This is a genomic window from Williamsia herbipolensis (assembly GCF_036153515.1).
In the GTDB taxonomy this organism is placed as follows: domain Bacteria; phylum Actinomycetota; class Actinomycetes; order Mycobacteriales; family Mycobacteriaceae; genus Williamsia_A; species Williamsia_A herbipolensis.
On sequence record NZ_CP108021.1, the window covers coordinates 1,731,370 to 1,745,739 of the forward strand.

15 protein-coding genes are annotated in these 14,370 nt (G+C 68.8%); 5 read left to right on the top strand and 10 right to left on the bottom strand.

Annotation, left to right across the window (positions count from 1 at the left end; genetic code table 11):
- Positions 1 to 51: 51 nt before the first annotated feature.
- Positions 52 to 975 carry a PaaI family thioesterase gene (locus OG579_RS07745; RefSeq protein ID WP_328858661.1) on the bottom strand — a complete coding sequence of 308 codons (924 nt, stop codon included), beginning with the start codon at positions 973 to 975 and terminating at the stop codon, positions 52 to 54.
- 52 nt (positions 976 to 1,027) lie between these two features.
- Here OG579_RS07745 and OG579_RS07750 point away from each other — a divergent pair, with 52 nt between their 5' ends.
- From OG579_RS07750 to OG579_RS07765, 4 genes are all read left to right on the top strand, one after another.
- Positions 1,028 to 1,417 (top strand): hypothetical protein, encoded by a 390-nt coding sequence (locus OG579_RS07750; protein WP_328858662.1) that lies wholly within the window; start codon positions 1,028 to 1,030, stop codon positions 1,415 to 1,417.
- Between the two features lie 63 nt (positions 1,418 to 1,480).
- Positions 1,481 to 2,092 (top strand): ABC transporter ATP-binding protein, encoded by a 612-nt coding sequence (locus tag OG579_RS07755; RefSeq protein WP_328858663.1) that lies wholly within the window; start codon positions 1,481 to 1,483, stop codon positions 2,090 to 2,092.
- Positions 2,089 to 3,258 (top strand): DUF6297 family protein, encoded by a 1,170-nt coding sequence (locus OG579_RS07760; RefSeq protein WP_328858664.1) that lies wholly within the window; start codon positions 2,089 to 2,091, stop codon positions 3,256 to 3,258. The genes OG579_RS07755 and OG579_RS07760 overlap by 4 nt, the downstream gene beginning before the upstream one ends.
- 98 nt (positions 3,259 to 3,356) lie before the next feature.
- Entirely contained in the window at positions 3,357 to 4,229 is an 873-nt protein-coding gene (locus OG579_RS07765) for a DUF559 domain-containing protein (RefSeq protein WP_328858665.1), read from the top strand.
- Between the two features lie 17 nt (positions 4,230 to 4,246).
- On the opposite strand, the gene OG579_RS07770 is transcribed toward OG579_RS07765, so the two are convergent.
- Genes OG579_RS07770 through OG579_RS07810 form a run of 9 tightly spaced genes read right to left on the bottom strand, consistent with a single transcriptional unit; the run spans position 4,247 to position 12,790 of the window.
- Positions 4,247 to 5,119: an SDR family NAD(P)-dependent oxidoreductase gene (locus OG579_RS07770; RefSeq protein ID WP_328858666.1), complete on the bottom strand. Its 873-nt coding sequence runs from the start codon at positions 5,117 to 5,119 to the stop codon at positions 4,247 to 4,249.
- The gene (locus tag OG579_RS07775) at positions 5,109 to 6,722 is read right to left on the bottom strand and encodes an acyl-CoA synthetase (RefSeq protein WP_328858667.1); all 1,614 of its coding nucleotides are present in this window, start codon (positions 6,720 to 6,722) and stop codon (positions 5,109 to 5,111) included. Before OG579_RS07775 ends, OG579_RS07770 begins: the two co-directional genes overlap by 11 nt.
- Positions 6,723 to 6,734: 12 nt before the next feature.
- The gene (locus OG579_RS07780; RefSeq protein ID WP_328858668.1) at positions 6,735 to 7,994 is read right to left on the bottom strand and encodes a hypothetical protein; all 1,260 of its coding nucleotides are present in this window, start codon (positions 7,992 to 7,994) and stop codon (positions 6,735 to 6,737) included.
- A 12-nt stretch (positions 7,995 to 8,006) separates the two neighbouring features.
- On the bottom strand, positions 8,007 to 8,558 hold the full coding sequence (locus OG579_RS07785) for a Cif family virulence factor (protein ID WP_328858669.1): 552 nt from the start codon (positions 8,556 to 8,558) through the stop codon (positions 8,007 to 8,009).
- 5 nt (positions 8,559 to 8,563) lie between these two features.
- Positions 8,564 to 8,764, bottom strand: coding sequence for a ferredoxin (locus tag OG579_RS07790; RefSeq protein WP_045823830.1), 201 nt, complete (start codon positions 8,762 to 8,764; stop codon positions 8,564 to 8,566).
- 14 nt (positions 8,765 to 8,778) lie between these two features.
- Complete coding sequence (locus tag OG579_RS07795; RefSeq protein ID WP_328858670.1) at positions 8,779 to 10,125, bottom strand: cytochrome P450; 1,347 nt, start codon at positions 10,123 to 10,125, stop codon at positions 8,779 to 8,781.
- A complete protein-coding gene (locus OG579_RS07800; RefSeq protein WP_328858671.1) occupies positions 10,125 to 10,937 on the bottom strand; it encodes an SDR family oxidoreductase in 813 nt (270 codons plus the stop codon). Before OG579_RS07800 ends, OG579_RS07795 begins: the two co-directional genes overlap by 1 nt.
- Positions 10,938 to 12,149: a cytochrome P450 gene (locus OG579_RS07805; protein ID WP_328859189.1), complete on the bottom strand. Its 1,212-nt coding sequence runs from the start codon at positions 12,147 to 12,149 to the stop codon at positions 10,938 to 10,940. It abuts the gene before it with no gap.
- A gap of 32 nt (positions 12,150 to 12,181) precedes the next feature.
- Complete coding sequence (locus OG579_RS07810) at positions 12,182 to 12,790, bottom strand: TetR/AcrR family transcriptional regulator (RefSeq protein WP_328858672.1); 609 nt, start codon at positions 12,788 to 12,790, stop codon at positions 12,182 to 12,184.
- Between the two features lie 64 nt (positions 12,791 to 12,854).
- Between OG579_RS07810 and OG579_RS07815 the strand changes: the two genes are divergently transcribed.
- Positions 12,855 to 14,345 (top strand): aldehyde dehydrogenase, encoded by a 1,491-nt coding sequence (locus OG579_RS07815; RefSeq protein ID WP_328858673.1) that lies wholly within the window; start codon positions 12,855 to 12,857, stop codon positions 14,343 to 14,345.
- The last annotated feature ends 25 nt before the right edge of the window (positions 14,346 to 14,370 follow it).

Sequence of the window (14,370 nt, forward strand, 5' to 3'; positions counted from 1 at the left end):
TCCCCATAAAAAGCAAGCACGCTTGCTTGTTTTGGCGCCGGGCCGGCTCGATCAGCCGAAACGCACGTTCGCGGTGGCGCTCGCGAGCAGCGTGCCGTCCGCCTGGGTGAACGTGGCCGCGACGGCGCCGAGACGTCGACCGATCCGCTCGGGGCGGGTGGTGACCAGCAGGTCGCCCGCGTCGAGAGGCGGCGATCGGAAGAAGTCGACCGCGAAGTCGGTGATGGTGTGGGTCTGGCCGGGCGCGGTGTGGGCCTGCCCGGCGAGCGAGCAGCCGTGGGCGACGACAGCGGCGATGACCCCGCCGTGCATGGTGCCCAGTGGGTTGGCCATCCATGGTGCGGGCGTGCACACGACGCCGGGCCCGGCGCCTCGGGCCGCATCGCCCGGCGTGATCGACAGCGACAGGAGTTCGGCGAGAGGACCGGCCGCGAGCCGACCGGCCGCGACGGCCTCGACGACCTGCGCGCCGGTGAGAGCGGGGTCGATCCGCGGCGGCACATCCGACGGGCTGCCGAGGGTGTCGGGGATCGCCCGTCCGGCGTCTGCGCCGTGCGAGCTGCGACCGCGGGCGAGCAGATCCGGATCGAACACGCGCCCTGTGCGGGCGTTGCGGACGAGGACCGATCCGCGCAGGCGACCCGCCGGATCGGTCACCTCGACCGTGGTGAGGCCGAACTGTCCGCCGTCGTCGCGAAGCGTCGCCTCGGCGGTGAGCAAACCCTCGGCCTCGATCGGGTCACCGGCGGTCGCGAACGCCAGGCGGGCCTGCACCACGCCGCGGTCGGGGCCGGTGGCCACCACGAACGGACCGCCGCCGACGGTGTCGACCAGGACCGCGTAGGCGGCGAGCTCGATCCGTCCGCGGTGGTCGACCAGCGCCGGGCCGAGACGTTGGTGCATCGTCGCGACGTTCCCGGAGGGAGCATCCCCACCGACTCCGAAAGCGGCCAGGGCGTCCACGGGGGATGTCATGGCTACACTCGTATCCCACAGCGGTTCGGACCGACGATCGGGGAGGTGGCGAATGAGGGGGAGAACACATCCACCCGCGCTCCGCACACCCGCCGCACTCCTGCCCGCCACGTCCGCGATCGCGACCGCGGTCCTCGCGAGCGCGTGGTGGCTGACCATGATCGGCCTCACCACGCCGGCACTCCCCCACATCGGTGTCGCGGTGACGTCGGCCGCGTTCGGAGCCGCCGTCGTCGCGGTCGCATCGCACCCGCACGTGCGATCGTTGTTGTCGCGCTGGGTGTTCCGACAGATCACGCGAGGGAGAGAAGTCCTCCCGCCGGGCGTGAGCCAGAGGTGGGTCCGCGCACACACCGCGGTCCGCGCGCCGGCCTCCCATGAGCTCGCACTCGTGCGGGTCGCACGTCCCCGCGCCCCCGGTCAGGGGTTCGTCACCGCCTGACCGCGACTCTCGCTGCGTCAGGCGGTCTCTTGCCCCCTGACCCCACGCACCGAAAGTCCTGCCGTGCTGCACATCGATCGTCTCTGCCTGTCCGCCGTTGACAGTCACCTGTTCACCGACCTCACCCTTCATCTCGAGGCAGGTCGCTGCCTCGCCGTCACCGGAGCCAACGGTTCCGGGAAATCGACGCTCCTGCGCGCCATCGCCGGTCTCCGGCATCCCGATTCGGGCACCGTCATCGTCGACGACGTGGTCGCCGACGAGACCGACAGCCGGTTCCGCGCCCTCGTGGCCGTCGAACTCGGGGACGACGCCACGTTCGCCGAACTCACGGTGGCCGAGCATCTCCGGTTGCTCACCTCGGCCCATGGGGCCGATGCCGGCGCCGTGGCCGACATCCTGTCCGATGCAGGCATCGACCATCTCGCAGATCGCTTCCCGCACACGCTCTCGACCGGTCAACGACAGCGGTTCACCCTGTGCGCGGTGTGGATCCGTCCCGCACGGCTGATCGTGCTCGACGAACCCGAGGCCGGCCTCGACGTGGCCGGACGTGACTGGGTGGCGCACCGGATCGAACGGGCTGTCGCCGAGGAACGTTCGGTCGTCGTCGCCACCCACAGCGCCGAGCTCGTCGAGCGGTGCGCCGATTCGACGGTGACGGTGGGCCGATGAGCGTCACCCGCGACGACGCCCCCGGGATCGTGCTGACGGGCGCGGTCGTAGCCGGTCTCGGGTGGTACCTCCTGCAACCCGAGCGTGTCGCGACGGTGATCGGCGTCGCTCACGGCATTGGCCATCCGACGGCGGTGCTCGTCGGGTGGGCGATCGCGCTCTGCGCGTCGGTGGTCGGGACCGCGGCCTGGTGGTGGGGCCCGATCCGGCTCTCCCGCGCCGAGGCGACGTGGCATCTGTCCGGGCCGGGCGAGCGCGGACCCGTCCTCGCGGGGCGCCGTCGTCGAGCCGCGATCGTCACCCTCGTGGGGTGCCTGGCCACCGCGACCGTTGTCGCCGTGCTGGACTGGTCGGCGACACCGGCTGTTCTCGGCGCGGGCGTCGGTGCTGCCGTGGTGATCGTCACGATCGCCAGCGCACACCAACATCGTTCGAGCGATCGTCTGTCGCGTCGACGGCGACGGGGTCGTCAGCGGTGGTCGCCGGCCCTGCTGCACCGCGACGCGTTCGCACCCGACGACGGCTTCATCGCCGCGGCGCGCATGGCCGCGGTGACGCTCGATCTCGGGTGGATCGACACGGCGCGTGTCGCGCGGTGGCAGCTGGCGCATGCGTGGATGCGCAGTCGACGCCTCGGTGGCGGCCGCATCCGCGTGATGATCCTCGCCGACGTGCTCCGATTGTCCCGCCGACGAGGCGATCTCGCGGTCGGTGTCGTCGTGCTCGCGGTGGCCGTGGCCCTGCCGTCGACGCTGTATCTGACCTCGATCGCACCGGTGGTCGCGACGGTCCTCGCCTATCGCGCCGGCTGCGCGTGGGCCTGCGGATTGCGGCGACTCACCGAGGTCCCGGCGTTGCGGCGGGCGCTCGGCGGGTCGGACCCGGAGGTCACCGCGATCCACGCCGTGGTCCCGGTGTCGGGCGTCGTACTGTGTTGTGCTGTCATCGCTCTCACCTGGCACCTGTCGCTACCGGCGGTGCTCGTCGTCGCCGTCGGATCGTCCTTCGCGACGGTGCGTCGCGCCACCCGCCCCGACCTCCCGTTCGACGCCCCGGTGTACGTGACCGGGCAGGGAGGCGCGACGCAGCCACTCCTGCTGCTGGCAATGGTCCGCGGACTGGTCGCCGTGGTGGTGACCGGCCTGCTCGCCACGCTGATCGGTTGACCGCCGACCGCTGTCAGCAGTCCTTCCCGGTGAGCGGGAAACATTGCTGACGGGCACGTCGTCGGAACCGATGGTCAGCGGGCGCCGTCAGAGGTGCGATGAACGCTCACGTTCGGCTCCTGCTCACCGACCACGACGGTGTGATCACTCGCCGCCAGGCGCTCGACGCGGGTCTGAGCAGTTCGGCGATCGGACGACTCATCGACAGCGGAACCTGGGAGCGCGTGGGCAACGGCGTCTATTTTGCGGCCGACCGTACGATGTCGCATCGCGCACGGATGCGGATCGCCTGTGCGAGAACAGGGATCCGCGCGGTGCTGTCCGGTCCCTCCGCGGCGTGGTGGCACCGACTGGAACCACGACCGCCCGAGACGATCATGGTGACCGCGCCACGCTCGCGACACTCCGCGCGCATTCCCGGGGTGACCGTGCTCCTCCGGGACCTCTGCGACATCGACATCGTCGATCGGGCAGGTCTGACGGTGACGTCGGTCCCACTGACCGTTCTCGACGCCGCCTGGGTCACCGGCAGCAGGGTGCTGGACGCCGCTCTGCTACGGGGCCAGGTGACACTCGAGCAGCTCGTCGCCGCGCATCGTCGCTACCCGGGACGGCGCGGCGTGGGGGTGTCGGAGCGGATGCTCTCGGCCGCCGCGTCGGGCGCTCGATCAGAGGCCGAACGACTCCTGCTCGACCTGCTGCGTCGATTCGGGATCGGCGGCTGGGTCGGCAACGAGACGGTGTGCGGGTACCCGGTCGACGTGATGTTCGCCGAACAGAAGGTGATCGTGGAGGTCGACGGGTTCGCGTTTCATTCCGATGCGCACGCGTTTCAGCACGATCGAACCAGGCAGAACGTACTGGTCGCCAACGGGTGGACACTCCTGCGCTTCACCTGGGCCGACCTGACGGAGCGTCCGAACCACGTCGTCGCCCAGATCCGGTCGATGGTCAGCAGAAGTTCCCGCTGAGCGGGAAACAATGCTGACTATGGCGCCTGGTCGGCGAAGGCGGCGTGGATCTCGTCCGGGGTGTACGGCGGGGTGTCGGTGTGGTCGCGGTAGGCGATCAGCGACATCGGCGAGGGCCCGTGGCGGCCGATGACGTTGCCTGCGGCGGTGAAGATCTCCCCCGTCACGTCGGCGGCCGCATCGGAGACGAGATAGGCGTAGAGCGCTGCGACGTAGTCGGGCGGCGCGGGGTCGGCCGCCATGGCGTGGACGCCGGGATCGAGCACGCCGCGGTCCCGGAGATCGTCGATGTGCGCGTGGTAGTCGGGGCCCGTCGACAACCGGGTGCGGGCCCCGGGCATCACGACGTTGACCCGCACACCGGTCGAGCGGAGATCGGCGGCCACCGCCGAGCCGAGCGCGGCCACACCACCTTTCGCGGCCGGGTAGCCGGTGCCGCCGAACATGCCCGACGCCGCGGCCGATCCCGACAGCACGATCGAGCCGTGGCGCTGGGCCACGAAGACCTCCGCGGCGGCGCGGGTCAGTTCGAAGGCGCTGACGAGGTGGGCATCGATCTGTGCCGCGAACTCCTCGGAGTCGATCGTCAGGATGCTCGAGCCGAGCGGCTCGGCGACACCCGCGCAGTTGACAGCGCCGTCGACCCGCCCGAAATGCTCACGCGCCGCGTCGAGCATCGCGAAGGCCACACCGGGCCGGGCGAGTGACCCCACGACACCGACCGCACGACCCCCGCCGGCCGTCACCTCGGCGACCGCGGAATCGAGCACATCCTGTTCGCGTCCGTTCATCACCACCGAGGCGCCCTCGGCGATCAGCCGATGCGCCACCGCGAGGCCGATACCGCGGCTCGAACCACCGATCACGACGACGCGGTCGTCACTCGCCACGATCGTCCCGCGCCGGGTTCTGTGATGTCGAGACCGACTGCGCCCAGCGATAATCGGGCTTACCGCTGGGAGTCCGGCGGATGTCGTCGACGAGCCACCACACGCGGGGAACCTTGTATCCGGCGAGTGTCGTGCGCAGGTGAGCGGCCACGACGTCGAGGTCGATGGGGCCACGCGCTGCGACCACCGCGGCCACCCGGTGTCCGTAACGGTCATCGGGCACACCGAGGACCGTGGCGTCCCCGACCGACGGGTGCGACTTCAGCACACCTTCGACCTCCTCGGCGAACACCTTCTCGCCGCCGGTGTTCACCACCTGCGAACCGCGTCCGAGCAGGGTGATGGCGCCGTCGGACTCGAGGCGCGCACGGTCACCGCTGACCACCATGCGGACGCCCTCGTGTTCGCGGAAGATCGCGGCCGTCTTCACCGCATCGCCGTGGTACCCGATCGGTAGGTGACCGGTCTTGGCGAACCACCCCTCCCCCGGCCCGGTCAGGGGTGTGCCGTCGTCGTCGATCACCGTCGCGCCCCGACCCGCGGGCACCCGCGGACCACCCGCATGATCTGCGGTGACGAACCCCGTGTCGGCCGCCGAATAGACGCGAATGCCACCGAAACCCGTCTCCGACGAACCGATCGAGTCACTGATGGCGACGCTGGGCACGAGCTCCAGCAGGCGCGCCTTGAGTGCCGGAGAGAACAGTGCGGCACCGGAACTGACCGCCAACAGACTCGACGTGTCGACCGGATCGCCGGCGTCGGCGCGGGCCACGAGTTCGTCGATCAGGGGCCGCCCCATCGCGTCACCGGTGATGACCAGGATGTTCGGCCGACACCGGTCCACCACCCGCCATACCCGCGACGCGTCGAATCGGGCCTGCAGGATCACGGTGTTCCCGGAGAACAACGCGCCCAACGTCGGCATCAGCCCCGAGACGTGGATCAGCGGCGGCAACATGAGGAACCGCATGCCGTCGGCATTCTCGGCCGCACGAGCCGACTGCGCCCACTCGTCGGGCAACGGCTCACCCGAGTAGAAGTCGATGCCGCCGCCGAGGACCCGCCACATGTCCGACTGACGCCACATCACGCCCTTCGGGGCCCCCGTGGTCCCACCGGTGTAGAGCAGGAACAGGTCATCGTCGCTGCGGTCGACGGGCTCCCGGTCGGCGGAGTACCCCAGCAGGTGCTCGTCGAGATCAGGCCCGGTGACGATCACCGTCGGTCGGATGGCGCCCGCTAGCGTCGCGGCCTCGTCGGCCACCTCGGCCCATGCGCGCTGGGTCGCCACCGCCACGAGTCCGGCGTCGGAGTAGATGTGGGCCGCCTCGTCGGGTCGGTACCGGTAGTTGACGTTCACCGGGACAGCACGGATCTTGTAGGCGGCGAGGAACACTGCGAGAGCGTCGATGTCGTTGTGCATGTGCACGCCCACGTGATCGCCCCGACGGACGCCACGGTCGGCCAGCAGACGCCCCCAACGGTTGGCCCTGCTCTCGAGCTGCCCGTAGGTGTACCGGGTGTCGCCGTCGATGACCGCCAGCCTGTCGGCGACGGCATCGACGGCGTGCTCGAACAGATCGGCCAGGTTCTGCGCCACGGGAGACCTCTCCTAGACCGGGGTGATCGACAGGGGCGTGATCGATCCGGGCGCACCGCGATCGTCGAACCGGAAGCTCGCGCCACCGCTGAACCGGACCACGGCGACCTCCTTGCGTTCGCGTTGCTCGGCGCCCCACCCGATGTCGACGGTGAGGAAACCGTCGTCCACGCGGGCACCCTGCACGACCCAGTGCGGATCGACCGCGGTCGCGATCGCCTGCAGCGGCAACAGGTTGTCGGGGTCGAGATGGACCAGCCAGCTCCCGTCGGCGACGGCAGCGCTGCCCTGGGGGATGCGCACCGACACGATCGCTTCAGCGCCGTCACCCTCGGCGATCACTCCGAGACCCACGTACTGCTCCGGTCCCAGAGCCGGGTGCAGCGACAGCACCTGCGCCAGACCGGCCGCATCACTTGCGATCCCGAGGGCCGCCCGGATACGCTCCGCGGTCAACCCGGCGATACCGGTCACCGCCTTCACCACGAGTTCGCGGGCGTGTTCGGCCGATGTGCGCCGCGACACCGCGCCGATGAACCCCATGATCAGCAGCTGATGCTGCACCGCGACCTCCTCGGCCGTGCGCACGAGTGTGCTGTGCGCCCAGTCGCGGAACTGGAGATCGTCGAGCAGATCACCCGAGTAGTCGTTCCACCCGTTCTCCGAGTGGTCGATCTCCGACAGCTCGAGATCGGCGGCACGGGTGGCGAACATCGCGTGCGTGTAGTCCGGGAGATCGAGTTCCTCGCGGTCGGGTTCGATGGTGACGAGCCACTCGCAGTGCGGCGTCCGGTTCTCCGGACGGCGGGGCGGCCGATGCACCGGACGGATGCGGGCCCGACGGTTGGTGGCGATGGCCGTCGCGTCGAACGTCGGGTCCTCGATGTCGTGACACATCGCGGTCACGTAGTCCTCGCCCATCGGTTCGACGTCCATCAGGGCGCCACAGTGGTCGAGGACGAAACTGCCGTGGTACTCGTCGACCACCGAGTAGCGGAAGTCCATGAACTGTGGTGGGGCACCGATGTCGAGCTGCAGGCACTTGAACATGTCGACGACGCCGTCGCCGTCGACCCCCATGGCGCGACGCATCCGCGCGGTGTACACGGGGCTCGCGGCCATCCACTCCTCGATGGCCACCTGCGCCATCACGTCCCGGCCGAAGTCGCCGATGACGTGTGCCATCGCGCTGCGGTCGATCAGCTGTCCCGCCAACAACAGTTCGGGGACGAGTGTCGCGAGTTCGTTCTGCGACAGTTCGGAATACGACACGTCAGGCGTTCCTCACCACATCGGGACGGGGGTCTTGCCGAGCGGGTACCAGCCCGGCAAGCGTTCGGTGGCGTTCGCGACGCGGTTCATCCGCGCGCTCATGCCCTCGGTGAGGACACCGTCACCGATCATCTCCATGAACAGCGCGACGACGTTGCCGTAGTCGAAGAAGTCCCGTTGCCAACGGAATTGGAAGTCTCCGCCGTACTTGAACCAGCTGCCCTGGATGCCCTCGAGCGCGTAGCGGGTACCGTCGGCGCGCTGCCCGTCGAACACCTGCTTCCACAAGCCCAGCATGTCACCGGTCTTCTCGTCGATGACCCACGACTGGTAGGGGTAGGTCCAGCCGTCGAGCCCGTCCATCTCGTAGCCGATGGCGAAATCGCGGATCTCGTCGCGACCGACGGCCATGAAGTCGTCCTTCGGTCCGTAGTTCCACCCATAGGTCGCGTCCTCGGTGTAGAACTCGGCGAGATTGCGCCAGTCCCCGGCCTTCTCGCCGTCTCGGTTGGCCTGCAGCCAACGCTCCACCATCTCGTCGAGCTCTGCGCGGTCGAATGCCATGATCGTCAATCCTTCTCATCGTCGATGATGCGTAGGGCCTGGGTCGGGCAGTACTGGACCGCGCGCTCGACGGCGTCGCGGTGCGAGGCGTCCGGCGACGCGTCGAGGATGTCGACGGTGTCGACCTGTGCCCGGAAGATGTCGGGGGCTTCCATCTCGCACATGCCGTGCCCCTGACAGATGTCGCGATCGACCTCGATCCTCACCGCCGCCTCTCCCGTCACCTGGTGCGCCGCCGGTACCGGACCCGGCACGGCTGCTGGAGCTGGACCACCATCTTCGAGTGGTCGTTGCGGTAGGAGTCCGCGGGTTGCGCCATCTCGAACTCGTAGTTCTGCAGCAGCACCGAGAAGATCGCCTTGAGCTGCATGATGGCGAACTGCGCTCCGACACAACGGTGTCGGCCGGCGCCGAACGGGATCCAGGTCCAGCGGTTGGCGATGTCCTCCTGGCGAGGCTTCTGATAGCGGTCCGGGTCGAAGGCGTCGGGGTCCGGGAAGTCCTCGGGCAGGCGGTTGGAGATCGCGGGCGAGACCGCGATCGACTGCCCGGCCGCGATCTCCACGTCCTCGATGTGGATGTCGTTCTGCACCACCCGCATGAGGATGATCAGCGGCGGGTGCAGGCGCAGAGCCTCTTTCAACGCGGCCTCCACCTTCGGCATCTGCCGGGTGTGGGCGAACGTGTACTCCGGACGCTCGCCGGCGGGTGTGTCTCCGTAGATGTCGTCGAGCTCGGAGACCACCTGCGCCATGTAGTCGGGATGGCGGAGAAGCTCGATGAGCGTCCACGCAGCGGTGCCCGAGGTGGTGTGGTGCCCCGCGAACATCATCGAGATGAACATCCCGGTGATGGTGTTGGAGTCGAAACCCACCGATACCAACACGTCCATCAGGTCGCGATCCTCCTTGCTCTCCGGAGGGTTGGCGATCCGGTCGTTCATCACCCCCTGGATGAACTCCTGCAGCTCGGTGCGGGACTCGTCGCGCTTGCGGAAGCTCTCGATGTCGGCGTGGTAGTCGACGTAGGCGATGGGGTCGGTGCCCTTCTCCAGGTCGTGGAAGAGATGGGCGATGTGGCCGTTGAGCTGCTCGCGGAACTTCCGTCCGATGAGGCATGCCGACGACGTGTAGAGGGTCAGCTCCGCGAAGAACTCCAGCAGGTCGATCTCGCCCTCGTCGCCCCACTCGGCGATGATGCGCTCCACCTCGTTGGGGATGGTGATCGCGTGCTGCTTCATGTGTTGCGCCTTGAGCGCCGAGTTGTGGATCGCCTGCGACCGTTCCTCGGGACTCGCGTCGAACACGACTCCCTCACCGAAGATCGGCGTCATGAACGGGTAGGCCGCCGCCTGATCGAGATCCTCCTCCGGGGCGCGGAAGAACTCCTCGTTGGCCGTCGCCCCGGTGACCAGGACGACCTCACGGTCGGCGAGCTGGAACTGCCCGACGTCGCCGCACTCCTCGCGGATCCGCCAGAACAGGCCGATGGGATCCGAGGCGAGCTCGTCGAGGTGGCCGTGCTCACCCTCTCCGCCGGACACGCGGGCGGGTTTGGTCAACGTCATCAGTTGTCTCCTTGCTGAGGGTCGTCCTGCTGGGCAGGAGCGACGATGGGCGCCTCGGCCTCGACCTCGACCAGGCGCATGTGCGAACCGCGGGGCATCGTCACGACGGTCGTGATCGCGGTCGCGAGGTGGACCGGCTTGAGGAAGAATCCGTGTCGCGCGAAACCGAACGCGACCCAGTCGTTGAGCATGGCCGCGGCGGTCTCGGCGTCGAAGTTGGTGCCCATCCCCGTCATCGTCTGACCGGGCCGGACCAGGCTGGCGCGAACCCCGGTGCCCTCGAGCTCCTGACGGGCCACCAGGGCGAACGCCTCCACCCCGGCCTTGGCAGCGGCATAGGCACCCATGTGCGGTCGCGGATCGGCGGCCACGTCGGAGCTGATGAACACGAAATCCCCACGGCGACGGTCGATCATCTCCGGCACGATGCGGCGGTAGAGTTGCTGCGCCCCGAGCAGATGGATGGCGACCTGGTCGGCGAACGCGTCGTCGGACATCTCGTAGGTGCGGCCCGGCCACAGATCGCCGGCACCGGACACCACGATCTCCAGCGACCCCAACTCGGCCTCGGCCTTGGTCACGCACTCCTCGATCGAGGCGGCGTCGGTGATGTCGAGCGGGACCGCGATCGCCTCACCACCGGCGGCGATGATCTTCTCGACGAATTCCTGCGACTTCTCGACGCGGCGGGCGCCGAGGGCGACGGGATGTCCTGCGGCGGCCAGCATCACGCCGGTGGCCGCGCCGATACCCGACGAGCCTCCCGCGATGAGCACGGGACGACGCTCGGGGTGTCCTGGATAACGGGGCATCTACCGCGCCTTCACGGTCATGGGGAGGTTGGCGAAACCGCGGACGTTCACTGAGTGCACGCGGACCGCCCGGTCGAGATCGAGATCGATCCTCGACGCGGACTTGACGATCTCGGCCAACGCGACGTTGGCCTCCAATCGAGCGAGATGGGCGCCGAGGCAGAAATGCGTCCCCAGACCGAAACTCGTCAGCGCCTGCGAGCTGTCCCGTCCGATCTGGTAGGAATCCGGGTCGTCGAAGACGTCGTCGTCCCGGTTGGCCGAGCCCAGCAGCAGCAGGACACGTTGCCCGGCCGGGATCGTGTACCCGCCGTACTCGACGTCGGACAGCACACGGCGCAACACGATCTGCGTCGAGTTGTCGTAGCGCAGGGTCTCCTCGGTCCACGCCGGGGTCTCCTCCGGGTCGGCCAGCACCTTCGCGAACTCGTCGGGGTTGACGTAGCCCCAGTAGATCGCGTTCGCGAGCAGCTTCGTCGTCGTCTCGTTGCCCGCGACGATCATCAGGATGAGGAACCCGATGATCTCGTCGGCGGTCAACCGCGTCGGCTCACCGGTGGCCTCGTCGATGATCTCGGCGTCGATGAGGACCGAGACCATGTCGGCGCCCGGGTTCTTGCGCCGGTCCTCGATGAGGTCCGAGTAGTACTGGGCGAGGGCGAAATACGCCTCGACGGCGGCCGGCGGGACGTCGTAGACCCCTTCGTCACGGTGGATCAGGTCGTCGGAGAGTTGACGTAGCCGGGCCCGGTCAGCCTGCGGGACCACCAGCAGCTCCGAGACCACGTCCATCGGCAGCAGACCGGCGAAGTCCGACACGTAGTCGAATTCGCCCTTCTCCAGGCACACATCCCAATGCTGGTGCGTCAGTGCGGTGATCCGCTCGGTCAGCTGGTTCACGCGGTTCGGCGTGAACCCCTTCGACACCAACTTGCGGATACGCATGTGCTTCGGGTCGTCGAGGGCCAGGAACGACATCGACATGTGCGCGTCCGGCCCGTAGGCCGCGGGATCCATCGACACACCCCAACTGTTCGACAACGCCGGGGTGTCGCGGAACGCCGCTCGGACGTCGGCGTGCTTCGACAACGCCCAGAAGTCCTTCTCCGCGTTGTAGTACACCGGCGCCTCGCTCCGCAGCCGGGCGTAGGTCGGATACGGATCCTCGTGGAACGCATAGTCGTACGGATCGAACGGGACCCGGCTCTCCATCCCCGCGGTGTCGGTCCCGCCGGTGCCCACCGTCACGACAGGTCCTCCAGCAGCAGCTTGGCGGCGTCGCCCAACCGATCGGCCATGTCCGAGTAGGAGCCGTAGCCCATACCCGCCCGCACCAGCGCGCCGGAATAGAGCATCTCCAACAGTTCGATGCGCCGGTCGTCGGAGTCCATGGGTACTCCGAGCGCGGTCGCGAGTCGCTCACGGATGAAGCCACCGACGCGCAGCCGCAGGTGTTCGACATCGGGATCGGTGCCCAGCAACGCCACCGTCACCGCGCCGGCGAGTTGATCCTCACCGGCGACCACGAGCGCGACGTGACGCAGCACGTCGGCCGCGCGTGCCGCGGGCGGCGACGACGTGTCGGGTTCGGGCACGGAGGTGACCAACATGCGCCAGAACAGTTCGGCCACGATGTGGTTCTTCGAGCTGAAGTAGGTGTACGCGGTCGCCGGGGCGACGCCGGCGCGCTTGGCGACCGACCGGATCGTCATGCCCTCGAAACCGTCCTCGCCCAACACCTCCCGCGCGGCCTCGGTGAGCTTGGCGACGGTCTCGGCCTGCTGGTTCGTCAGCCGACGACGCGTGGACTCATGCGAACTGGGGCCGGATTCACCGAATACGGGGGTGGACATGTCGGCAACGCTACATTAGCTTTGAACGCGAGTCCAGACACGTGTCCAGATAGGAGTTCGGCCCATGGTGCAGCCCGACGTCGCCGTACGGAACCTCCGCCCGGCGGTGAGCTCGGACCTCCTCATCGACGGGGAACTCCGCCCCGGTTCGGGCGGGACGTTCGAGATCGTCAACCCGGCGACGGAAGAGGTCATCGGCCTCGCCGCCGACGGCACCACCGACGACATGGACGCCGCGATCGCCGCCGCCCGCACCGCGTTCGACACCACCTCGTGGTCCCGCGACCACGCCTTCCGCGCCCGCTGCCTGCGTCAGCTGCGGGATGCGTTGCAGGGCCACATCGAGGAGCTGCGCGAGATCACCATCGCCGAGGTCGGCGCGCCGGCGTTCCTCACCTCCGGCCCCCAACTCGAGGGGCCCATCAACGACCTCGGGTACTGCGCCGACCTCGCCGAGAACTTCGCGTGGGAGACCGATCTCGGGCGCGCCGAACCGATGGGCATCCCCAACCAGCGGGTCATCAAGCGGGAGGCCGTCGGGGTCGTCGGCGCGATCACCCCGTGGAATTTCCCGCACCAGATCAACTTCGCGAAGATCGGCCCCGCCCTGGCCGCGGGCTGCACGATCGTGCTGAAACCCGCGCCCGACACCCCCTGGTGTGCGGCGTTGGTGGGTACGGTCATCGCCACCGAGACCGACATCCCCGCGGGCGTGATCAACATCGTCACCTCCAGCGACCACGAGGTCGGGGCGCAGCTGTCCACCGATCCCCGTGTCGACATCGTCTCGTTCACCGGCTCGACGGCCACCGGCAAGGCCGTGATGACCGCCGCCGCGGCCAGTTTGAAGAAGGTCTTCCTCGAGCTCGGCGGCAAGTCCGCGTTCATCGTGCTCGACGACGCCGACCTGAAGGCGGCGTGCTCGATGGCCGGGTTCAGCGTGGTCACCCACGCCGGGCAGGGCTGCGCCATCACCACGCGGCTACTGGTGCCGCGCGAGCGCCACGACGACGCCATCCGGTACACCCGCGAGGCCATGGCCGGCCTCGAGGCCGGTGACCCCACCGAACCGGGCACCATCTGCGGCCCGGTCATCTCGGCAGTGCAGCGCGATCGGGTGGAGTCCTACATCGCACTCGCGAAGGACGAGGGCGGCACCGTCGAGATCGGTGGCGGCCGACCGGAGAAGCAGCCGAAGGGGTTCTTCGTCGAACCCACCCTCATCTCCGGTCTCGACAACTCCGCGCGCGCGGCGCAGGAGGAGATCTTCGGTCCCGTGCTGGTGATCATCCCGCACGACGGCGACGAGGACGCGATCCGTATCGCCAACGACTCCCCCTACGGGCTGTCCGGCGCGGTGTGGGGAACCGACCCCGACCGGATCGCGCACGTCGTCGACGGCGTCCGCACCGGGACCATGAGCGTCAACGGCGGCATCTGGTACAGCGCCGACGTCCCCTTCGGCGGCTACAAGCAGTCCGGTATCGGACGGGAGATGGGTGCACTGGGCTTCGAGGAGTACCTCGAGACCAAGGCCGTCGCCACCCCCGCCTGACCGTCACCGGAGCATGACCATCCCC